This is a genomic window from Janthinobacterium sp. SUN137 (genome assembly GCF_030587265.1).
GTDB lineage: Bacteria > Pseudomonadota > Gammaproteobacteria > Burkholderiales > Burkholderiaceae_D > Janthinobacterium > Janthinobacterium kumbetense.
The window spans coordinates 1,196,151-1,215,105 of the sequence record NZ_JAPWHZ010000001.1; the positions used below are offsets into that span (position 1 = coordinate 1,196,151).

An 18,955-nucleotide genomic window follows, 5' to 3' on the forward strand; every position below is an offset into this window, starting at 1 on the left:
GTCCCCTTCAAATCAAACTCATCAGACATTTGTTCGTATAGCGAACAAATATTCGTATTTAGAACTTATTCGTGAGAATATGCCTGATCGGGGCGCTTGTCAATTTGCCGTTTTCGCTAGCGCCATGGCTATAATTGCCACCTTGATCAATTGGAATCGCCATGACCGCACGCAGCAGCACGCCCCTTTCCGCCGAAGAAACCCTCGATGCCGACGGCGCGCCCCGCCCTGGCGACAGCTATGTGCAATCGTTCGCGCGGGGCCTGGCCGTGCTGCGCAGTTTTGGCGCGGACGCGCCGCAACAGACCCTGAGCGAAGTGGCGGAGCGGGCGCAGTTGACGCGCGCGGGCGCGCGGCGCATCCTGCACACCTTGTTGCATCTTGGCTACGTGGAAGCGGATGGGCGGCTGTTCCGCCTGACGCCGAAGGTGCTCGACCTCGGCTATGCCTATTTGTCGTCGCTGCCCGTGTGGACGCAGGCGCAGCCGCTGCTGGAAGAATTGATGCAGACCTTGCGCCAGTCGTGCTCGGCCACCGTGCTCGACGGCGACGACATCGTGTATGTGGTGCGCCTGTCCGCGCACCGCACCATGTCGATCAACCTGGGCATCGGCAGCCGCCTGCCCGCCTACTGCACCTCGATGGGACGGGTTTTGCTGGCGGGCCTGGCGCCCGAGGTGCTGCGCGAACGGCTGTCGAAGATGGCGCTGCTGAAAATCACGCCGGCGACCAAGGTCGATATCGACGTCTTGATGGAAGAGATTGCGCAAGTGCGGCGCCAGGGCTGGTGCCTGGTGCAGGAAGAGCTGGAACAGGGCTTGATCGCCCTCGCCGCGCCCGTGTTCGACCGGGCCGGCAAGGTGGTGGCGGCCATCAACGTCAGCGGCCAGACGGCGGGGCCGTCCGTCGCGCACCTGCTGGAACACAGCTTGCCGAAACTGCTCGATACGGCAAGCCGGGTCAGCGCCCTGGTGCGGGTGCAGCAGTAGCGCTTATTGCTTGAACCTTATTTCTTGAATTTGGCGCACGGGTCCGGGCGCGGTTGCGCGGGCATCGTTTGCGTCAGGTCAAACGTGCCCTTGTAGCCGCTGCCGCCCTGCTCCAGGTAACCGATGCTGCGCACGTTCAGCTGCGGGTCGGCCAGCTTCAGCCAGCGGGGCACGCCGATATCCTTGCGCACGTGGTCGTTGCCGGCGATCAACACCACGTCGCGCGGCGCCTGGTCACGGATCAGCTTGGCCATCCAGATATCGCGCGCCACCTGGGCGTTGACGACACCTTTGATCATCATGTCGGGCAGCATATTGCAGCGGGCCGCCTGGACTTCCTTCTCTTGCCCGTCCAGGATATCGGCCGGCACGGGCGCGGCCAGGTACGTGGCCACCATGGCCGGCGGCATGGCCCACTGGATGCCGTCGCGCACGATGCGCGAGGCATCGGCGGGCGACAGGTTGCCGGCGACCAGGCTCAGCTGGTAGCTGATGACGAGGTCCAGCACGGGCCGGTACAAGCTCCAGTCCCAGCGCGGCTGTTCCATCACGCGGATGATGCAGTCGGGGTCGGCGCAATCGCGCGCGGCGCGCGTCAGCAAGGCCTGGTTTTCGCGGTCGAACTGTTCCATGACAATCACGGGACGCCAGCCGGTCGCCAGGCGGCGGCGCAATTCCTCGACGCGCAGGCGCTGGCCTTGTGCATTGTCATGGACTTCGCCCAGCAGCAACACTTGCGGATTGGGCAAGGTGTCGGCCACGGGCACGGGAGCGGGCGGAGCGTCTTTCTTCAGCAAGCTGCCGCAGGCGGCCAGCGCCAGCACGCTGCACAACAGGGCGGCGCGCGCGCCGGCGCGGAAAATCACGGTTTTCATGTCAGGCGGGTATCTTCAAGTGGCGATGCGCCAGATTGTACCGTCTCAGGCCGGCGCCGGCAGCTTGCGGCGCTCCAGCACTTCAAAGAGAAGCATGCCGGCCAGCATGGCGCCGGTAAACAGCCACGCCTTCGGCTGGCCCGCCAGCAGGGAGACGAGGGCGGGGCCGGGACAGAAACCGGCGATGCCCCAGCCCGCGCCAAAGGCCAAGCTGCCCAGCAGCAGGCGCCGGTCGATGCGCCGCGATACTGGCAATTGCATGGGTTCGCCCAGCAGCGCCGTGCTGCGCCGCCGCGCCAGCCAGAAGGCAGGCATGGCCACGCCGATGGCGCCGCCCATCACCAGCGCCAGCGACGGGTCCCAGGCGCCGGCCAGGTCGAGGAAGCCGAGCACCTTGGCCGGGTTGCTCATGCCGGAAACGATCAGGCCCAGGCCGAAGACGAGGCCGCTCAACAGGGAAAGGATCAGCTTGCTCATAAGCTTGCTCACAGATGGCGCAACAGATAGACGGTGAGGAAACCGGCCGCCATGAAGGCGATGGTGGCCGCCAGCGAACGCAGTGACAGGCGCGACAGGCCGCACACGCCGTGGCCGCTGGTGCAGCCGGCGCCATAGCGCACGCCCACGCCCACCAGCAAGCCCGCCACGATCAGGGCGGGCGTGCCCGCATCGATCCGCACGGGCGGCAAGGCTTGCCACAGCGAATACAGCAAGGGCGTGCCGACCAGGCCGGCAAGAAAGGCGATGCGCCAACCCAGGTCGCCACGGCGCGGCCGCAGCAAGCCGCCGACGATGCCGCTGATGCCGGCGATGCGGCCATTGAACAGAATCAGCAGGGCCGCGGCCAGGCCGATCAGCATGCCGCCGGCCAGCGAGGCCCACGGCGTGAAATGCTGCCAGTCGATGTGCATGGAAATACTCAGTCCGCTTCGTCGTTGAACGTGGGGCGTGGCGCGCAAAATTGCGCGTACAGCACTTGCAGCACGGCCAGCACGGGCGCGCTGGCGACGCGGTAATAGATCTGCTTGCCGTCGCGCCGCGTGGCCACCAGCATCTCTTCGCGCAGCACGCCCAGCTGCTGCGACAGGGTCGGCTGGCCGATGCCCACTGTTTGCTCGAGGTCGCTGACGCAATGCTCGCCCTGCGATAGCTGGCACAGCAGCATCAATCGGTCGGCATTGCCCATGGCCTTGAGCAGCGAGCTGGCCTTGTAGGCCGAGCCACGCATGGCGTCGAGGTTGTATTCGGCGTGTTGTGTTGCGACTGTCTCCATCGTGCCCTCCCACAGGCGGTCATATTGATCATCATGCGATAAACAATATACTAATCAATATACTGTTTTCCTGCTGGCGATTCGCACAAAAAAACAACAGTGTTTTTCGGCGATAGCGTGCTCATGCGAAGTGTGCGGCAGCGATAGCCATCACGCTATCAAAATGATAAATATTCGTAATTTAAAGTAAATAAACGTAGCAAAATTGCCACGACTTGTGCTGTAATAAGACCTCTTCAGAAAAATCGTGATACGCCCCCGTACAGGCGCATTGTCCGTCCAGGCGCAGGCCGGTTTTCGACCGCACCGCACGGTGAACCAGGGAGTCAAAGATGAAGTTACTTCAGCCGCTAGGCATGGCCATGCTGGCGCTGTCGGCGTGCGCCGGCAGTGCGGCGGCCAGCGCCCCGCCCACGACACACGCCCAGGTCGTGAGCGACGACAGTCTCGGTTTCACCAGCACTGCCGACAATCCCGGCTGGGACACACCAGACTTGCCGTATGCGCGTCTGCTGGCGCAGGGCACCATGCTCAACGCGGCCCCGCGCTGGAGCAGCACCGGTGCGCGCCACGGCGCACTGCCTCCGTCCGCAGCCGCCACGGCCCCGCCCGTGCAGCAAACGAACGTGCCGCCGCCCGTGCCCGAAGCGAGCATGGTCTCGATGTTGCTGGTGGGACTGGGCTTGCTGGCCTTTAGCATGCACGGTGAAAAACAGGAAAAATTCGATAGCTGACCCTATTCCGGCAGCCGATGCCGCTGCCTTAAAAAAAATTCCGCCTTGCGCGGAATTTTTTTTGCCTGCCTTGCCTGGGTTGATGCTCACTTGATGCTCACTTGTCCAGCAAGCGGCAAACCCGTTCGATATTGCCCACAGGAATGCCCGACTTCAGGGCGCGCGCGATGCAGGCTGCCTTGTCCGTGCCCGAGGCGGAAATGAGCACGAAGGCCGTGCCCAGGACGCTGACGGCGACCAGCAATATCAGCACGCCCTTGACGATCTCCCAGTTCATGGCGTGTCAGCAATCTCATACGTGAAAGCATAGTAATGCTTGCCCTCTTCGATGCGGATGGCCAGGCTGCCCGACAGGCCTTGCAATTGCTCCGTCCCCGTATCGGGCACCACCGTCACCGACAAGGCGGGCGCGCCGCGCGTCATCGTGCCGCTGTGCTGCAAATAAAAGCTGCCGTGACGCCCGTCCAGCGTGCCTTCCACCCGCTCCAGCGCCACATAGCCTGCCGAGCCCGCCACGCTGGCGCGCGCGCTGAGCATCTCGCCCCGCGCACTGGCGTCGAGGGCGCCGTGGTAGCGCTTGTCGAGCGACAGGCGTCCCAACCCCGATTGCGCGGCCGTGTCCGACAAGGTTTCCGGGGTGATGGTGACGTCGAAGGTACCGTGAATGGTAGGCATCAGTACTCCTTGGAAAATGAAGAGGTGGCGGCCGCCTCCGGCCCGTTCAGCAGCACATGTAATTTTTGCATGGTGGCCCAGTTGCGCGAGGTGACGCCATCGCCGAGCAGCACGCCCAGCGCCGCCACCACCTTACTGGCCAACACGCCGTCGGGACACCAGGCATACGCGGCCCAGCGCCCCAGGACCAGCGCTTCCGGCTGCCACGGCCGCTGCGCCAGGGGCGCCAGGCGCTGCATGTCGGCCGGATTGTTCAGCACCAAGGTCAGCAGACGCGCCGCATCGGCCGCCGGCGCCAGGGTGTTTTGTTCGATCAGTTCGGCAAACTGCCTGGCCGACAGCACCGTCACCCGGGCCGCCACGCCCAGTTTCAGCACCAGCGCTTCCTCGATGCGGGCAGCGGCGTCGGCCGGCGCGACCTTGCCTCCGTCATACACGACGTTGCCGCTGTTGAGCACGGTACGCACCTGTGCAAAACCCAGGTCGCCCAGCAGCTTGCGCAGGTCGGCCATGGCCACGCGCTTGGCGCGGCCGACATTGATCCCGCGCAAAAGCGCCACTTGCTGACTATTTTCCATCTGTGCCATGTGTTGTCTCCTTGCCTATGCCTGGCCGGCCGGAACGCTGGCGGCGCCTTCCGGCAATGGCGTCACCTTGGGCAGGCGCAGCAGGAACGTCGCGCCCTGCCCCAAGGTGCTGCTGACCGTGATGGTGCCGCCAAACTGCTTGGCAATCAAGTTGAATACGATATTCAAGCCCAGGCCCGTGCCGCCCTGTCCGCGCCGCGTGGTGACAAACGGGTCGAACACGCGGTCGAGCATGTCGGGCGCGATGCCGCGGCCATTGTCGCGCACCTGCATGGCGATCCAGTCGTTGTCGCCGTGCACGCCGATATGGATGTGGCCGTCCGTGTCCGCATCGAAGGCGTGCTCGACGCAGTTCAGGACCAGGTTGGTCAGCACCTGCGCCAGCGCGCCAGGATAGCTGTCGAGCATGATGCCGGGCGGGCAATCGATATCGATGCGGATGCGCGTCTTTTTCAAGGTCGGCTGCAGGCTCGAGATGACTTCGCCGATATAGTCGCGCAATTCGAACAAACGGCGCGCTTCGCTGACCTGGTCGACGGCGATCTGCTTGAAGCTGTGGATCAGGTGCGCGGCGCGGTAGGCATTGTTCATGATCAGGCGCGCGCTTTCGCCGGCCGTTTCCAGGTAGCGCACGATATCGGTCTTCTTCACGCTGCCGCCCGCCACCGCCGCGCTGATGTCATCGGTGGCTTCCTTCAGCACCGAGGCGCTGGTCAGCGCGATGCCGACCGGGGTGTTGATTTCATGCGCCACGCCCGCCACCAGGCTGCCCAGCGAGGCCAGGCGTTCCGACTGCAGCAACGATTCCTGCGCCCGGCGCAACTCGTCCATGGCCTGCGCCGTCTCCTGCTGCGAGCGGCGCGCCATGTCTTCCGCCTCGCGGCTGCCCTCGATGATGGACTTGAGCTTGCGCTGCACGGCATTGAAGCCGCGGATCACGTCGCCCAGCTCGTCGCGCCGGTTTTCCGGCAGCTCTTCGACGTCATCGCTGCCGCGCGTGGCCAGATCGAACAAGCCGTCGCGCAACTGTTTCAAGGGGCCAAAGACGATGCGCAGGCTCAGCGCCAGGGCGCCCACCAAAATGATGTCAAGTAGCAACACTTCCAGCACCTTGCGCCGCACTTCGCCGCGCAGGGCCGCATCGATCTGGGCACGGCTGAAATTGACGATGACCTTGCCGACGATCACCGGCTTGCCGCCCGTGGCCGCGGCCACGGCGTCGCGGAACACCAGCGGCGCCTCGACGGGCGTGCCGCCCATGGCCACGTCGGAGGTCAAAGGCACCAGGGTGCCGGCCGCGTCGCGCACTTCGCCCGCGAACAGGCCGACGGAGGCGTCGTAGACGCGGATGCCGACCAGTTCCGGCGGCAGCATTTCGGCCGCGACGATGCTGTCGACCTTGGATTTGTCGAGGTCCCACAGGGCGGACGGCAAGCTGGTCTGCAAGCGGGTCAGCACGCCGCTGCGCAGACGCGCGCTGCCCGATTCGAGTTCCTTGCTCAAGGTATATTGGGTATAGCTACCCGAAATGCCCAGCACCAGGGTGACGATCACGACAAAAAGCAGGGTCAGCCGGACTTGGATACTCACCATCAATCAACACTCCCCGGGCCAGGCCGCCAGCCCGCGGCGCGGGCGCAGTGACGTCAACGGACAACAGCCTGAATCAAATGTACGGTATGACATGCTTATTGGCAAGATTTACAGCAATGCCGTTTTCCACCAGGCCTTGATACAGGTTGAGACATTGCGTCATGGCAATGGTAATATCCCGCAATCATCTAAGGAGTCGTCATGGCGGTCATGCATCAACATCTACCCCTGGAACAAGTTCGTCCTGGCATGGTCTTGTCGGATGTCTTGCTCGATGCGCATGGACAAGTGCTGTTGCCGCAAGGCGCGGTATTGACGGAAAACATGCTGGCCCTGATGCCGCGCCACAACATCGACATGCTGCCGATCCAGGCGCCGCCCCCCTCGCCCGAAGAAATCGCCGCGCAACAGGCGGCCGACAGCGAACGGCTGGCCTACCTGTTCCGCAAGCATGACCCCGAGGATCCCCTGGATGCGGCCACCACCTTGCTGCGCAGCTATGTCACGGCTTACCGCCTGGGCACGGGAGAGGCAGCATGAGCACCCAGCTGACGCTCGACGATATCGTCGCCCACCTCGACGACCTGCCTTCGCTGCCCGCCGTCGTCATGGAACTATTGAACAGCATCGACCAGGAAGACGTCGATATTTCCGTGCTGGCCAAAAAAGTGTCGTACGACCAGGCGCTGACGGCGAAAACCCTGCGCCTGGCCAACTCCTCGCAATATGGCTTGCAGGTGAAAGCCACCACCATCCAGCAGGCGATCACTTACCTGGGCTTCCAGACCACGCGCAGCCTGATCACGTCGGCGGCCATCACGGGTTGCTTCCCGGAAGGACGCTGCCCCGGTTTCGACGACAAGGCCTTCTGGCGCCATTCGGTGGCGACGGCCGCCTGCGCCAAGGTGCTGGCGCGGCAAATCCGCTTCAACCAGGATTACGCGTTCACGGCCGGCTTGCTGCACAACATCGGCCGCCTGGTGCTGGTCAGCAGTTTCCCCGCGCACTATGCGCAAGTCATCGCGCACCAGGCGGCGCACGATTGCAGCCTGCTCGAAGCGGAGCAAGCCGTACTGGGCGTGGATCACGTGCAAGCCGGCGTGGCGCTGGCCGAACACTGGAATTTTTCCGACACGATGCGCCTGGCGCTGGGCAACTATCTGCAGCCGGACACGCCGGGAGCAGGCTTCCTCGCGTCGCTGATCCACGTGGCCAATGCCGTCGTCTGCGCGCTCGACCTGGCGCAGGCGGGCGACGACATGGTGCCGCGCGTCTCGCCGGTGGCCTGGGATGCGCTGGGCCTGGGCGAAGACACGTATCTGCAGCTGTTCCGCGAGACGGAACTGCGCTATGACGAAATCACCTCGGCACTGCTGAGCTAAACATGGCCGCAAACGCAAACGGCTCTCGCTGCAAAGCGAAAGCCGTCAAGGGTACTGCGGTGTGTCCATGCTGCCCGGTCCACGCCGGCCTGTTGCCGCCAGCAGCTACGCAAGCGGCACAGTCAGCGCGCCACCGCCGCATCAGTGCGCGTAATTCGATTCTTGCGCATCGCCGCGGTCTTCCGCCTTTGGACGGCCCTGGGCGTCGGACAGACGATACTTGGTGCGGCGGTCGCCCATCAAGTCGCGCAGGTCACGGATGCTCATGCCCGTCACTTCGTGCATGCGGATCAGCAGCGAGGCGCCGACCGGCAAGCGGTGATGGCGGATCTTGCTGATGACGGGTGGCGCCACTTCGAGCAGACGCGACAGGGCTGCATCGTTTTTCAGCTGCATCTTGCTCAGCAGAATATCCAGCAGGTGGTTCGGGTTGTAACTCTCTTGCGATGCTAATGCATGATGTGCCATGATTTTTCCTCGTCTGGTGAATGTAGAAAATAATGCCGATACGAACTTAAGGCTGGCTTAGAGTGTTCAAATAAACGTCTGTCATCGGATTCAGCCCTCCCCCGCCTTTCCTCCGTATCGCACTGCCTGCACAGGACTCGCACAGCCACGCCCAGCCAACGTACGCAATTTGCCGCGTGAGTAAAAGCACGTGCAATTCACTGAAATGAATTGCATATAAGGCAATATACTAGCCCAAACACGCGGCATCTGCGCCTCGCGCAAACTTCCTGATTGTTAAATATCAATCAAGCTGCTGGTTGGCTTGGCAACGATGCTATTTCAACACATTAGGATGCCAGCGGGCGCACACAAGGCTTTGCAGCAACTTGTTACAAATCAATGGTGTCACACGGCAATAAATGCTTTTGAGCATCACGACTCAGGGCCGCATATACAGGCGACAACCTTGTCGGCAAGGTAAGCACAACATGGCCCGCCCCGGCGATTTACGCTAAACTATGGCCTGAACTTGCAGCGAGCCTGCCGCCGGGCAGCCAGAGGCGCCCGGCCGGTCATCCACCGCCTCCCGCCCCGAGCGGCGCACAGCGCAAGCCCCCTGCCCAGCTTATTTGCAGCCACACTGATTTGCTCCATTATTTGTCCCACTTATTTGCCGCCACATTTACCGATAAGCACCCGACGCCATGCAGAAAAAAGTATTCATTAAAACCTTCGGCTGCCAGATGAACGAGTACGACTCGGACAAGATGGCCGACGTGCTGGGCGCCTCCGATGGCCTGGTGCGCACCGACACGCCGGAAGATGCCGATGTGATCCTGCTCAATACCTGCTCCGTGCGCGAAAAGGCGCAGGAAAAAGTGTTTTCCGACCTGGGCCGCCTGCGCGAGCTGAAACTGGGCAAGCCGCACCTGCTGATCGGCGTGGGCGGCTGCGTGGCGTCGCAGGAAGGCGACGCCATCGTCAAGCGCGCGCCGTATGTCGACATGGTCTTCGGCCCGCAAACCCTGCACCGCCTGCCGCAGATGATCGAACTGCGCCGCGCCAGCGGCGACGCGCAAGTGGACATCAGCTTCCCGGAAATCGAAAAGTTCGACCACATGCCGCCGGCCAAGGTGGAAGGCGCCTCGGCATTCGTTTCCATCATGGAAGGCTGCAGCAAATACTGCAGCTACTGCGTAGTGCCCTACACGCGCGGCGAGGAAGTGTCGCGCCGCTTCGAGGACGTGCTGACGGAAGTGGCGGGCCTGGCCGCCCAGGGCGTCAAGGAAATCACCCTGCTGGGGCAAAACGTCAACGCCTACCGTGGCGCGATGGAAGGCGGAGACATTGCCGATTTCGCCCTGCTGCTCGAATACGTGGCCGACATCCCCGGCATCGAACGCATGCGCTTCGTCACCAGCCACCCGAAGGAATTCACGCAGCGCCTGATTGACGCCTATGCGAAGATCCCGCAGCTGGTCGACCACCTGTATTTGCCCGCGCAGCACGGTTCCGACAAGGTGCTCGGCGCCATGAAGCGCGGCTACACGGGCCTCGAATACAAGTCCATCATCCGCCGCATCCGCGCCGTGCGCCCGAACATGGCCATTTCGTCCGACTTCATCGTCGGTTTCCCCGGCGAGACCCAGGCCGACTTCGACGCCATGATGAAGCTGATCGCCGACGTGGGCTTCGACAACAGCTACAGCTTCATCTTCAGCAAGCGCCCCGGCACGCCGGCCGCCAGCCTGGAAGACGACACGCCGCATGAAGTCAAGCTGGCCCGGCTGCAGCAATTGCAGGCGGCCATCGACGCCAACACGCGCAAATACAGCCTGGCCATGGTCGGCACCGTGCAAACCATCCTCGTCGAAGGCCGCTCGAAAAAGGATACGATAGATCGCGAACTGCAAGGCCGCACGGAAAACAACCGCGTGGTCAATTTCGACGCCGGCCCTGACGGTTTGCAACTGATCGGCCAGCTGGTCGACGTGCGCATCACCGAAAGCCATTCCTACACCCTGCGCGGCGAACTCGTCGCCAGCGCACCCGCATTGAAAAGAGCCAGTTGAAAACCAAAGCCCCGATACAGCCGCATTACTTCATCCCCGAGCCGCTCGACAACACGCGCCTGGCGCACCTGTGCGGCCCCCTCGATGAAAACCTGCGCCAGATTTCCGCCGCCCTCGACGTGACGATCTTCCGCCGCGGCGAGAAATTCATCGTCGGCGGCAGCAATGCCGAACGCGCCGTGGAAATCCTCGAACAGTTCTACGCCATCGCCAACAAGGTCGTGCCGCTGGAAGAAGTGCAGCTGGCCCTGGTGGAACAGCGTGCGGGCCTGTCCGCCGCCTCGGAACACCACGCCAACGCCCCCGTCAGCACCTTCGTCGAGCCGGATATCGCCAGCCCCGTGCTGAAAACGCGGCGCGCCGACCTGCGCGGGCGCACGCCGCACCAGATCGCCTACCTGCGCGACATCCTCGAACACGACATCAGCTTTGGCGTCGGCCCGGCGGGCACGGGCAAAACCTACCTGGCCGTCGCCTGCGCCGTCGACGCGCTCGAACGCGACGCCGTCAAGCGCATCATTCTGACGCGCCCCGCCGTCGAAGCGGGCGAACGCCTGGGCTTCCTGCCGGGCGACCTGGCGCAAAAGGTCGACCCGTATCTGCGTCCCCTCTACGATGCGCTGTATGATTTGCTGGGCTTTGACCGCACGCAAAAACTGTTTGAAAAACAGGTGATCGAGATCGCCCCGCTGGCCTACATGCGCGGGCGCACCCTTAACCACGCCTTCGTCATCCTTGACGAGGCGCAAAACACCACCGTCGAACAGATGAAGATGTTTTTGACGCGCATCGGCTTCGGCAGCAAGGCCGTGGTGACGGGCGACGTCACGCAAGTCGACCTGCACAAGAGCCAGACGAGCGGCCTGATCGACGCCGTGCACGTATTGAAAGACGTGCGCGGCATCGGCTTCACGCAATTTAACAGCACCGACGTGGTGCGCCATCCGCTCGTCGCGCGCATCGTCGACGCCTATGAAACGGCGCAGGCGGCCAACGCCGACGCCGCCCAGTTACTTCCCTTGTTGAAACCAGCTGCCGCCAAAAATGTCCGAAAAAAATAAACTGTCCCTGTCCGTGCAATACCCGGACGCCCGCCTGGAAACCCTGATCACGCGCCCGAAAGTGCGCCGCTGGGTCAAGGCGGCCCTGTTCGCCCCCGCCGAATTCACCATCCGCTTCGTCGACGCGGAAGAAGGCCGTACCTTGAACCGCGATTACCGCGAAAAGGACTACGCCACCAACGTGCTGACGTTCGCCTACAACGAAGGCGAAGAATTAAGCGACGACGAGCCGACGCGCGCCGACATCATCCTGTGCACCGACGTGCTGGAAAAGGAAGCGGCGGAACAGAAGAAAAGCGTGGAAGAGCACACAGCCCATCTGATCGTGCACGGCGTGCTGCATGCGCAGGGCTACGACCACATGGATGACGAAGAAGCGGCCGAAATGGAGGGCCTGGAAACGGACATCCTGGCCAAGCTCGGCATCACCGACCCGTACAAGGAGTAAGACCATGGGAACCTGGGCCACTGACGCCTTCGGCAACGACTACGCCATGGATTGGGCGCAGGACTTGCACGAATATAAAACCCTGGAACTGGTCGAGACGACGCTCGACAACGTCATCGACAGCCAGGAAGCGGAGCTGGAAGCGCCGTTCGCCGCCGAAGCGCTGGCCGCGCTGGAAGTGATCGCGCGCCTCTTGGGCAAGCCGGGCGAGGACGATCCGGCCACGGCGGAAGTGGACGAGTGGGTGGCCGCCTGCAAGAGGAAGGTGACGCCGCCGCTGCTGGACAAGGCGCGCCTGGCCTTCGAGCGCATCACGGCCGAGTCGTCGGAACTGCGCCAACTGTGGCAGGACAGCGAGCATTTCGCCGACTGGCAGGCGGACGTGGCGGCCTTGCGCGCACGCGTGCTGGGCCCGGACGCCGCGTAAAACATCGGGCAACGGCGCACTTCGACGTATTAAATTTGCATCAAAAGCGGGGAAATCCGGTATTCCCCCACTTTTGGTGTATCCTATATCCCTTCGCAACAACGGCTCACGCCTCCTATGCCCGAGCACCCTAGTGGCGTCAGAACTGACGTCAAGCCCCACCGGTCACTGTTTGAACGCCTGACCGCACTCATTTCCCCCGAGCCAGAGAACCGTGCAGAATTGCTCGATGTTCTACACGATGCGCATGAACGCAAGCTGATCGACGCCGACGCCCTGTCGATGATCGAAGGCGTGTTTCAGGTATCGGATCTCTGTGCGCGCGACATCATGATTCCCCGCTCGCAAATGGATGTCATCGACATCAGCAAGCCGATCGAGGAATGGATGCCGGAAGTCCTGTCCACCGCCCACTCGCGCTTCCCCGCGATCGAAGGCGAGCGCGACAAGGTCATCGGCATCCTGCTGGCGAAAGACTTGCTGCGTTATTACGCAGAAGAAACTTTCGACGTACGCGACATGCTGCGCCCCGCCATCTTCATCCCCGAATCGAAACGCCTGAATGTGCTGCTGCGCGATTTCCGCGCCAACCACAATCACATGGCCATCGTCGTCGATGAATACAGCGGCGTCGCCGGCCTGATCACCATCGAAGACGTGCTGGAACAGATCGTCGGCGATATCGAGGACGAATACGACTTCGACGAAGCCGAGGACAATATCCTGTCGCTGAAGGAAGGCCAGTTCGGCCCCCGCTGGCGCGTCAAGGCGCTGACCGAGATCGAACAATTCAACGAAGAGGTAGGCAGCCACCTGGTGGACGACGACGTCGACACCATCGGCGGCCTCGTGTCGAAGTACCTGGGCCGCATGGCGCACAAGGGCGATATTTTCGACCTGGGCAACCTGCGCTTCGAGGTGCTGCGCGCCGATGCGCGCCAGGTGCACGTGCTGCTCGTCGAGCGCCTGCCCAACGTGCCGGAACTGGAACTCTGACATGCGCGTCCTGTAAATGCGTTTCAGACGCGCCGACCCCAACGCCCCCGCCAAACCGCCCCGCAGCACCTGGGCGCGCATGCTGACTGCCGCCATCGCCGGCGCCGTCGCCGTGCTGGCGTTCGCCCCTTTCGGTTACTGGCCGCTGCAAATCCTCAGCCTGGGCGTGCTGTTCTACCAAGTGCTGCGTTCGTCCAGCGTCAAGGGCGGCGCGCTGATCGGCTGGGCCTACGGCTTCGGCTGGTGCGCGGCCGGCACGCACTGGCTGTACATCTCCATGCACCGCTATGGCGACATGGCCGCGCCGATTGCCGCCGTCGCCGTGGCCCTGCTGGCCCTGTTGATGGCCATTTACGTGGCCCTGGCCATGGGCGCTGCCGCCTGGCTGCGCCAGCGCTGGGTGCTGTCCCTGCCCGCCATGACCCTGCTGGTGCTGCCCGCGACCTGGACCCTGTTCGAATGGACGCGCGGCTGGCTGTTTACGGGTTTCCCGTGGCTGGCCACCGGTTACGCCCACAACGCCAGCCCGCTGGCCGGCTTTGCCCCCATCGTCGGCGCCTATGGCCTGGGCTGGCTGGCGGCGCTGTCGGCCGGCGCCCTGCTCTTGCTCACGCATCGCACGCGCTGGTTCGCGCTGGGCGGCATCATCGCGCTGTACGCGGCCGGCATCGGCTTGCAGTACGTGGCGTGGACGCACCCGGTCGGACGCCCGATCACGGTGCGCCTGCTGCAGGGCAATGTGCCGCAGCAGCAGAAATTCGACCCCGGCTTCGTGCTGGGCGCCCTGCAGATGTACCAAAGCGCCATCACCAGCGCGCCGGCCGACCTGATCGCCACGCCGGAAACGGCCGTCACCGTGCTGCCGCACCAGCTGCCGCCCGGCTATCTAGATAGCCTGGCGACGTATGCGCGGCAGACGGGTAGCTCGATCCTGGTCGGCATGCCCGTGCTCGACGAGCAGCAGCGCTTCTACAATGCAGCCGTGGGGATCACGCCCAACGGCACGCCGGGACCGTACTACCAGTACCGCAAGCACCACCTGGTGCCGTTCGGCGAATTCGTGCCGCCCGGCCTGCACTGGTTTGTCGCCATGATGGCCATCCCGCTGGGCGACATGGGCCGCGGCGCCGAGGTGCAAGCGCCTTTGGCCGTGCGCGACCAGCTGGTGCTACCGAATATCTGCTACGAAGACCTGTTTGGCGAGGAAATCGCCGGCCAGCTGGCCAGCGCCCACCGCAGCGGCAAGCAGTCGGCATCCGTGCTGCTGAATATCTCGAACCTGGCCTGGTTTGGCGATTCGATCGCCATCCCGCAGCATTTGCAGATTTCGCAGATGCGCAGCCTGGAAACGGGCCGCCCGATGCTGCGCTCGACGAATACGGGCGCCACCGCCGTCATCGACGGCAAGGGCGTAGTGCAAAGCCTGCTGCCGCCGGAACAGCAAGCCACCCTGGCGGCCAAGGTGCAAGGCATGGGCGGCATGACGCCATACATTCTTTACGGCAACAAACTGGTGCTGGCCCTGGCCGCGCTGGCCCTGCTGACGGCCTTCCTGCTGTCGCGCGCCGCCCGCCGTGGCCGCGCCGCGCAGCAATAAGCGGCCGATATTGCCCGAAGAGTCACAGTGGGCCCGTAAAAACCGCTAAAATTAGCAAAACCCCGGCCCGGACGCGCTTCCAAGCATGTGTCCGGGCTTCAAGCAAACCTTAACAAAGCGCAGCCTCCCGCGCGGCGAACTCATACGATGCTCACATTTCAACAAATTATCCTGACCTTGCAAACCTATTGGGACAAGCAAGGTTGCGCCCTGCTCCAGCCTTACGACATGGAAGTCGGCGCCGGCACCTTCCACACCGGCACCTTCCTGCGCGCGATCGGCCCGGAGCCTTGGCGCGCCGCGTATGTGCAGCCGTCGCGCCGCCCGAAAGATGGCCGCTATGGCGAAAATCCGAACCGTATGCAGCACTATTACCAGTATCAGGTGGTGCTCAAGCCCGCGCCGGAAAACATCCTCGACCTGTATCTGGGTTCGCTGGCCGCCCTGGGCCTGGATTTGAAGCAGAATGACGTGCGCTTCGTCGAAGACGACTGGGAAAGCCCGACCCTGGGCGCCTGGGGCCTGGGCTGGGAAGTCTGGCTGAACGGCATGGAAGTGACCCAATTTACCTACTTCCAGCAAGTGGGCGGCCTCGATTGCAAGCCCGTGCTGGGCGAAATCACCTACGGCATCGAACGCCTGGCCATGTACCTGCAAGGCGTGGAAAACGTGTATGACCTGGTGTGGACCGAGTGGGAAGAGAACGGGGTCACGAAGAAGCTGACCTACGGCGACGTCTTCCATCAGAACGAAGTGGAGCAATCGACCTACAACTTCGAACACGCGAATACGGACCTGCTGTTCGAACAGTTCGGCAACTACGAAGCGGAAGCGAAACGCCTGATCGAGCTGCAACTGACCCTGCCCGCCTACGAAAAGATCATGAAGGCTTCGCACAGCTTCAATATGTTAGATGCGCGTGGCGCCATCTCGGTGACGGAACGCGCCGCCTACATCGGCCGCGTGCGCACCCTGTCGCGCCTGGTGGCGCAAGCGTATTACGACTCGCGCGAGCGCCTCGGTTTCCCGATGCTGCCCGCCGCAGACCAATCCGCCGCCGCTTGATTGCCTAGCTCATACACCGCCGTACCAGACAAGAACACCATGAACCAAACACTGCTCATCGAACTGCTGACCGAAGAACTGCCGCCGAAAGCGCTGGCCAAACTGGGCGCCGCCTTCACGGCCGGCATCGTCAACGGACTGAAAGCGCGCGACTTCCTGGAAGCCGACAGCGTCGCCACCAGCTACGCCTCGCCGCGCCGCCTGGCCGTTTCCATCACCAACGTGCGCGAAGTCTCGCCCGATAAATCGATCCGCGAAAAAGTCTTGCCCGTCTCCGTGGCGCTGGACGCGAACGGCAACGGCACGCCGCCGCTGGCCAAGAAACTGGCCGCGCTGGGCTTCCCCGACCTGACGGTGGCCGAGCTGGAACGCGCCGCCGACGGCAAGGCTGAAAGCTTCTTCTATACCTACACGGCGCCAGGCAGCCAGCTCGCCACCGGCGCGCAGGCGGCATTAACCGAATCTTGCGCCAAGCTGCCGATTCCAAAACTGATGAGCTATCAGCGCCCGGACGGCAGCACCGTGCAATTCGTGCGCCCGGCCCACAGCCTGATCGCCCTGCACGGCATCAATATCCTGCCGTTGACCTTGCTGGGCTTGACGGCCGGCCGCACCACCCTGGGCCACCGCTTCCTCACCGACGGCGCGCCGATCACCATTGCGCACGCGGAAAACTATGCACCGTCGCTGATCCTCAACGCCAGCGTCATCGCCAGCAACGAAGAACGCAAGGAGCGCATCCGCGCCCAGCTGCTGGACAAGGCCGGTGCCGACCAGGTGCTGATGCCCGAAGCGCTGCTCGATGAAGTCACGGCGCTGGTCGAATGGCCGGTCGTGTATGAGTGCCACTTCGAGGAAGAATTCCTGGCCGTGCCGCAGGAATGCCTGATCCTCACCATGCAGACGAACCAGAAATACTTCGCATTGACGGACAGCGAAGGCAAGCTGCGCTCGCGCTTCCTGATCGTCTCGAACATCGAGACGGACACGCCAGAGCACATCATCGGCGGCAACGAGCGCGTCGTGCGCCCGCGCCTGTCCGACGCCAAGTTCTTCTTCGAGCAAGACAAGAAGAAGACCCTGGCATCGCGTCTGCCGCTGCTGGCCAATGTCGTCTACCACAACAAGCTGGGCACGCAAGCCGCGCGCACAAAGCGCGTCAAGTCGCTGGCCGGCGCCATCGCCGCCAAGCTGCAATATGACGTCGCCCTGGCCGAACGGGGCGCCCTGCTGGCCAAAGCCGATTTGCTGACCGACATGGTGGGCGAATTCCCCGAACTGCAAGGTATCATGGGCACGTACTACGCGCGCCATGACGGCGAAGCCGAGGAAGTGGCGCTGGCCGCCTCGGAGCACTACCAGCCGCGCTTTGCCGGCGACGCCCTGCCATCGACCGCCACCGGCACCGCCGTGGCCCTGGCCGACAAGCTCGAAACCCTGGTCGGTATCTGGGCCATCGGCCTGGCGCCGACGGGCGACAAGGATCCATTCGCGCTGCGCCGCCATGCCCTGGGCGTGCTGCGCATGCTGCTGGAAAAACGCTTGCCTTTGTCGATCCAGGGCTTGCTGGCCGATGCCGCCGCGCAGTTCGCAGCCGTTCCCGGCTTCAAGGACCCGGTGGCCGACGTGACCACCTTCATGCTGGACCGCCTGCGCGGCATCCTGCGCGAGCGCGGTTTCTCGCCGAATGAAATCGAAGCCGTCGTGGCGCAGAATCCGGACCGCCTGGACGACATCGTGCAGCGCCTGGAAGCCGTGCAGGCGTTTGCCGCCCTGCCGGAAAGCGCCTCGCTGGCCTCCGCCAACAAGCGCATCACGAACATCCTGAAAAAGAACGAAGAAGCCGTGAGCCAGGTTGCCGCCGGCGGCGTCAACGTGGCGCTGCTGCAGGACGAGGCGGAGAAAAAACTGGCCGCCGCCGTCTCGCGCGTGCAGCCGGAAGTCGACGCGGCCTTCGCCAAGGGCGACTTCACCAGCACCCTGCAAACCCTGGCGCAGCTGCGCGACGACGTCGATGGTTTCTTCAACGACGTGATGGTAATGGCCGAGGATGTCGCCCTGCGCAACAACCGCCTGGCCTTGCTGTCGTCGCTGCACGGCATGATGAACCGCGTCGCCGACATTTCGAAGCTGGCGGCATAATGGGCACGCCGGCGCTGAAGCTGATTATTCTCGACCGCGACGGCGTCATTAATCATGACTCGCCGGACTTCATCAAGTCGCCTGCCGAATGGCTGCCGATCCCCGGCTCGCTCGAAGCGATCGCCCGCCTGAACCAGGCAGGCTATCGCGTCGTCATCGCCTCGAACCAGTCGGGCATCGCGCGCGAGTACTTCGACATGACGGTCTTGAACGCGATCCACCAGAAGATGCACACATTGGCGCAGCAAGTGGGCGCCGATATCGACGCCATCTTCTTTTGCCCGCATGCGGGCGCGGACAATTGCGACTGCCGCAAGCCGAAGCCCGGCATGTTCCATGAAATTTCGCAGCGCTACAACACCAGCCTGAAGGGCGTGCCCACGGTCGGCGATTCGCTGCGCGACCTGCAGGCAGGCTTCATCAGCGGCTGCGTGCCCTACCTGGTCCTGACGGGCAAGGGCGAGAAGACCAATGAAACGGGCGGCCTGCCGCCTGGCACCCAGGTCTTCCCCGACCTGGCCGCCGTCGTCAGCCACCTGCTCAAGGCGCCAGCGACACCGGCGCCCACAGTGGCATTCAGTATCTAATC

22 protein-coding genes are annotated in these 18,955 nt (G+C 63.5%); 13 read left to right on the forward strand and 9 right to left on the reverse strand.

Annotated elements, in window-relative coordinates:
• Positions 1–161: 161 nt before the first annotated feature.
• On the forward strand, positions 162–989 hold the full coding sequence (locus O3298_RS05425; RefSeq protein WP_251350313.1) for an IclR family transcriptional regulator C-terminal domain-containing protein: 828 nt from the start codon (positions 162–164) through the stop codon (positions 987–989).
• Positions 990–1,006: 17 nt separating this feature from the next.
• Here O3298_RS05425 and O3298_RS05430 read toward each other — a convergent pair whose 3' ends face one another.
• Genes O3298_RS05430 through O3298_RS05445 form a run of 4 tightly spaced genes read right to left on the reverse strand, consistent with a single transcriptional unit; the run spans position 1,007 to position 3,137 of the window.
• Positions 1,007–1,864 carry a ChaN family lipoprotein gene (locus O3298_RS05430; protein ID WP_305058707.1) on the reverse strand — a complete coding sequence of 286 codons (858 nt, stop codon included), beginning with the start codon at positions 1,862–1,864 and terminating at the stop codon, positions 1,007–1,009.
• Positions 1,865–1,909: 45 nt separating this feature from the next.
• Positions 1,910–2,341, reverse strand: coding sequence for a YeeE/YedE family protein (locus tag O3298_RS05435; protein WP_305058708.1), 432 nt, complete (start codon positions 2,339–2,341; stop codon positions 1,910–1,912).
• Positions 2,342–2,349: 8 nt separating this feature from the next.
• Complete coding sequence (locus O3298_RS05440; protein WP_289913225.1) at positions 2,350–2,775, reverse strand: YeeE/YedE family protein; 426 nt, start codon at positions 2,773–2,775, stop codon at positions 2,350–2,352.
• 8 nt (positions 2,776–2,783) lie between these two features.
• Entirely contained in the window at positions 2,784–3,137 is a 354-nt protein-coding gene (locus tag O3298_RS05445) for a helix-turn-helix transcriptional regulator (RefSeq protein ID WP_305058709.1), read from the reverse strand.
• Positions 3,138–3,469: 332 nt separating this feature from the next.
• Here O3298_RS05445 and O3298_RS05450 point away from each other — a divergent pair, with 332 nt between their 5' ends.
• Positions 3,470–3,871 (forward strand): hypothetical protein, encoded by a 402-nt coding sequence (locus O3298_RS05450; RefSeq protein WP_289913224.1) that lies wholly within the window; start codon positions 3,470–3,472, stop codon positions 3,869–3,871.
• A gap of 97 nt (positions 3,872–3,968) precedes the next feature.
• Here the strand turns inward: O3298_RS05450 and O3298_RS05455 are convergent, their stop codons facing one another.
• From O3298_RS05455 to O3298_RS05470, 4 genes are read right to left on the reverse strand one after another with little or no spacing between them, the layout of a single operon-like run.
• Positions 3,969–4,148 carry a hypothetical protein gene (locus O3298_RS05455; protein ID WP_099666566.1) on the reverse strand — a complete coding sequence of 60 codons (180 nt, stop codon included), beginning with the start codon at positions 4,146–4,148 and terminating at the stop codon, positions 3,969–3,971.
• A complete protein-coding gene (locus tag O3298_RS05460) occupies positions 4,145–4,546 on the reverse strand; it encodes a DUF3224 domain-containing protein (protein ID WP_289913222.1) in 402 nt (133 codons plus the stop codon). The genes O3298_RS05455 and O3298_RS05460 overlap by 4 nt, the downstream gene beginning before the upstream one ends.
• Positions 4,546–5,133: a DUF1697 domain-containing protein gene (locus O3298_RS05465; RefSeq protein ID WP_289913221.1), complete on the reverse strand. Its 588-nt coding sequence runs from the start codon at positions 5,131–5,133 to the stop codon at positions 4,546–4,548. Before O3298_RS05465 ends, O3298_RS05460 begins: the two co-directional genes overlap by 1 nt.
• A 15-nt stretch (positions 5,134–5,148) precedes the next feature.
• Positions 5,149–6,726 carry a sensor histidine kinase gene (locus O3298_RS05470; protein WP_289913249.1) on the reverse strand — a complete coding sequence of 526 codons (1,578 nt, stop codon included), beginning with the start codon at positions 6,724–6,726 and terminating at the stop codon, positions 5,149–5,151.
• 201 nt (positions 6,727–6,927) lie between these two features.
• Between O3298_RS05470 and O3298_RS05475 the strand changes: the two genes are divergently transcribed.
• The gene (locus O3298_RS05475) at positions 6,928–7,266 is read left to right on the forward strand and encodes a hypothetical protein (RefSeq protein WP_070257435.1); all 339 of its coding nucleotides are present in this window, start codon (positions 6,928–6,930) and stop codon (positions 7,264–7,266) included.
• Entirely contained in the window at positions 7,263–8,108 is an 846-nt protein-coding gene (locus O3298_RS05480) for an HDOD domain-containing protein (RefSeq protein WP_289903568.1), read from the forward strand. Before O3298_RS05475 ends, O3298_RS05480 begins: the two co-directional genes overlap by 4 nt.
• 141 nt (positions 8,109–8,249) lie before the next feature.
• Here O3298_RS05480 and O3298_RS05485 read toward each other — a convergent pair whose 3' ends face one another.
• On the reverse strand, positions 8,250–8,576 hold the full coding sequence (locus tag O3298_RS05485) for a hypothetical protein (RefSeq protein ID WP_034746769.1): 327 nt from the start codon (positions 8,574–8,576) through the stop codon (positions 8,250–8,252).
• A gap of 686 nt (positions 8,577–9,262) precedes the next feature.
• Here O3298_RS05485 and miaB point away from each other — a divergent pair.
• The 9 genes from miaB (at position 9,263) to gmhB (ending at position 18,953) form a co-directional block, all read left to right on the forward strand.
• Positions 9,263–10,630: a tRNA (N6-isopentenyl adenosine(37)-C2)-methylthiotransferase MiaB gene (gene miaB, locus O3298_RS05490; RefSeq protein WP_305058710.1), complete on the forward strand. Its 1,368-nt coding sequence runs from the start codon at positions 9,263–9,265 to the stop codon at positions 10,628–10,630.
• Complete coding sequence (locus O3298_RS05495) at positions 10,627–11,691, forward strand: PhoH family protein (protein ID WP_099666560.1); 1,065 nt, start codon at positions 10,627–10,629, stop codon at positions 11,689–11,691. Before miaB ends, O3298_RS05495 begins: the two co-directional genes overlap by 4 nt.
• On the forward strand, positions 11,675–12,139 hold the full coding sequence (gene ybeY, locus O3298_RS05500) for an rRNA maturation RNase YbeY (protein WP_099666559.1): 465 nt from the start codon (positions 11,675–11,677) through the stop codon (positions 12,137–12,139). The genes O3298_RS05495 and ybeY overlap by 17 nt, the downstream gene beginning before the upstream one ends.
• 4 nt (positions 12,140–12,143) lie before the next feature.
• The gene (locus O3298_RS05505) at positions 12,144–12,566 is read left to right on the forward strand and encodes a DUF4259 domain-containing protein (protein ID WP_289913220.1); all 423 of its coding nucleotides are present in this window, start codon (positions 12,144–12,146) and stop codon (positions 12,564–12,566) included.
• 117 nt (positions 12,567–12,683) lie between these two features.
• Positions 12,684–13,562: an HlyC/CorC family transporter gene (locus tag O3298_RS05510; protein ID WP_071075558.1), complete on the forward strand. Its 879-nt coding sequence runs from the start codon at positions 12,684–12,686 to the stop codon at positions 13,560–13,562.
• A gap of 16 nt (positions 13,563–13,578) precedes the next feature.
• Positions 13,579–15,159 (forward strand): apolipoprotein N-acyltransferase, encoded by a 1,581-nt coding sequence (gene lnt / locus O3298_RS05515; RefSeq protein WP_305058711.1) that lies wholly within the window; start codon positions 13,579–13,581, stop codon positions 15,157–15,159.
• 147 nt (positions 15,160–15,306) lie between these two features.
• On the forward strand, positions 15,307–16,224 hold the full coding sequence (gene glyQ / locus O3298_RS05520; protein WP_151096984.1) for a glycine--tRNA ligase subunit alpha: 918 nt from the start codon (positions 15,307–15,309) through the stop codon (positions 16,222–16,224).
• A 39-nt stretch (positions 16,225–16,263) separates the two neighbouring features.
• On the forward strand, positions 16,264–18,366 hold the full coding sequence (gene glyS / locus O3298_RS05525; RefSeq protein ID WP_305058712.1) for a glycine--tRNA ligase subunit beta: 2,103 nt from the start codon (positions 16,264–16,266) through the stop codon (positions 18,364–18,366).
• A complete protein-coding gene (gene gmhB / locus O3298_RS05530) occupies positions 18,366–18,953 on the forward strand; it encodes a D-glycero-beta-D-manno-heptose 1,7-bisphosphate 7-phosphatase (protein WP_072455078.1) in 588 nt (195 codons plus the stop codon). The genes glyS and gmhB overlap by 1 nt, the downstream gene beginning before the upstream one ends.
• The last annotated feature ends 2 nt before the right edge of the window (positions 18,954–18,955 follow it).

Excerpts from the sequence above, each read along its gene's own strand:
- O3298_RS05425 (WP_251350313.1), top strand. The coding sequence starts at position 162 with ATGACCGCACGCAGCAGCACGCCCCTTTCCGCCGAAGAAACCCTCGAT.
- O3298_RS05430 (WP_305058707.1), bottom strand. The coding sequence starts at position 1,864 with ATGAAAACCGTGATTTTCCGCGCCGGCGCGCGCGCCGCCCTGTTGTGC.
- O3298_RS05435 (WP_305058708.1), bottom strand. The coding sequence starts at position 2,341 with ATGAGCAAGCTGATCCTTTCCCTGTTGAGCGGCCTCGTCTTCGGCCTG.
- O3298_RS05440 (WP_289913225.1), bottom strand. The coding sequence starts at position 2,775 with ATGCACATCGACTGGCAGCATTTCACGCCGTGGGCCTCGCTGGCCGGC.
- O3298_RS05445 (WP_305058709.1), bottom strand. The coding sequence starts at position 3,137 with ATGGAGACAGTCGCAACACAACACGCCGAATACAACCTCGACGCCATG.
- O3298_RS05450 (WP_289913224.1), top strand. The coding sequence starts at position 3,470 with ATGAAGTTACTTCAGCCGCTAGGCATGGCCATGCTGGCGCTGTCGGCG.
- O3298_RS05455 (WP_099666566.1), bottom strand. The coding sequence starts at position 4,148 with ATGAACTGGGAGATCGTCAAGGGCGTGCTGATATTGCTGGTCGCCGTC.
- O3298_RS05460 (WP_289913222.1), bottom strand. The coding sequence starts at position 4,546 with ATGCCTACCATTCACGGTACCTTCGACGTCACCATCACCCCGGAAACC.
- O3298_RS05465 (WP_289913221.1), bottom strand. The coding sequence starts at position 5,133 with ATGGCACAGATGGAAAATAGTCAGCAAGTGGCGCTTTTGCGCGGGATC.
- O3298_RS05470 (WP_289913249.1), bottom strand. The coding sequence starts at position 6,726 with ATGGTGAGTATCCAAGTCCGGCTGACCCTGCTTTTTGTCGTGATCGTC.
- O3298_RS05475 (WP_070257435.1), top strand. The coding sequence starts at position 6,928 with ATGGCGGTCATGCATCAACATCTACCCCTGGAACAAGTTCGTCCTGGC.
- O3298_RS05480 (WP_289903568.1), top strand. The coding sequence starts at position 7,263 with ATGAGCACCCAGCTGACGCTCGACGATATCGTCGCCCACCTCGACGAC.
- O3298_RS05485 (WP_034746769.1), bottom strand. The coding sequence starts at position 8,576 with ATGGCACATCATGCATTAGCATCGCAAGAGAGTTACAACCCGAACCAC.
- miaB (WP_305058710.1), top strand. The coding sequence starts at position 9,263 with ATGCAGAAAAAAGTATTCATTAAAACCTTCGGCTGCCAGATGAACGAG.
- ybeY (WP_099666559.1), top strand. The coding sequence starts at position 11,675 with ATGTCCGAAAAAAATAAACTGTCCCTGTCCGTGCAATACCCGGACGCC.
- O3298_RS05505 (WP_289913220.1), top strand. The coding sequence starts at position 12,144 with ATGGGAACCTGGGCCACTGACGCCTTCGGCAACGACTACGCCATGGAT.
- O3298_RS05510 (WP_071075558.1), top strand. The coding sequence starts at position 12,684 with ATGCCCGAGCACCCTAGTGGCGTCAGAACTGACGTCAAGCCCCACCGG.
- lnt (WP_305058711.1), top strand. The coding sequence starts at position 13,579 with ATGCGTTTCAGACGCGCCGACCCCAACGCCCCCGCCAAACCGCCCCGC.
- glyQ (WP_151096984.1), top strand. The coding sequence starts at position 15,307 with ATGCTCACATTTCAACAAATTATCCTGACCTTGCAAACCTATTGGGAC.
- glyS (WP_305058712.1), top strand. The coding sequence starts at position 16,264 with ATGAACCAAACACTGCTCATCGAACTGCTGACCGAAGAACTGCCGCCG.
- gmhB (WP_072455078.1), top strand. The coding sequence starts at position 18,366 with ATGGGCACGCCGGCGCTGAAGCTGATTATTCTCGACCGCGACGGCGTC.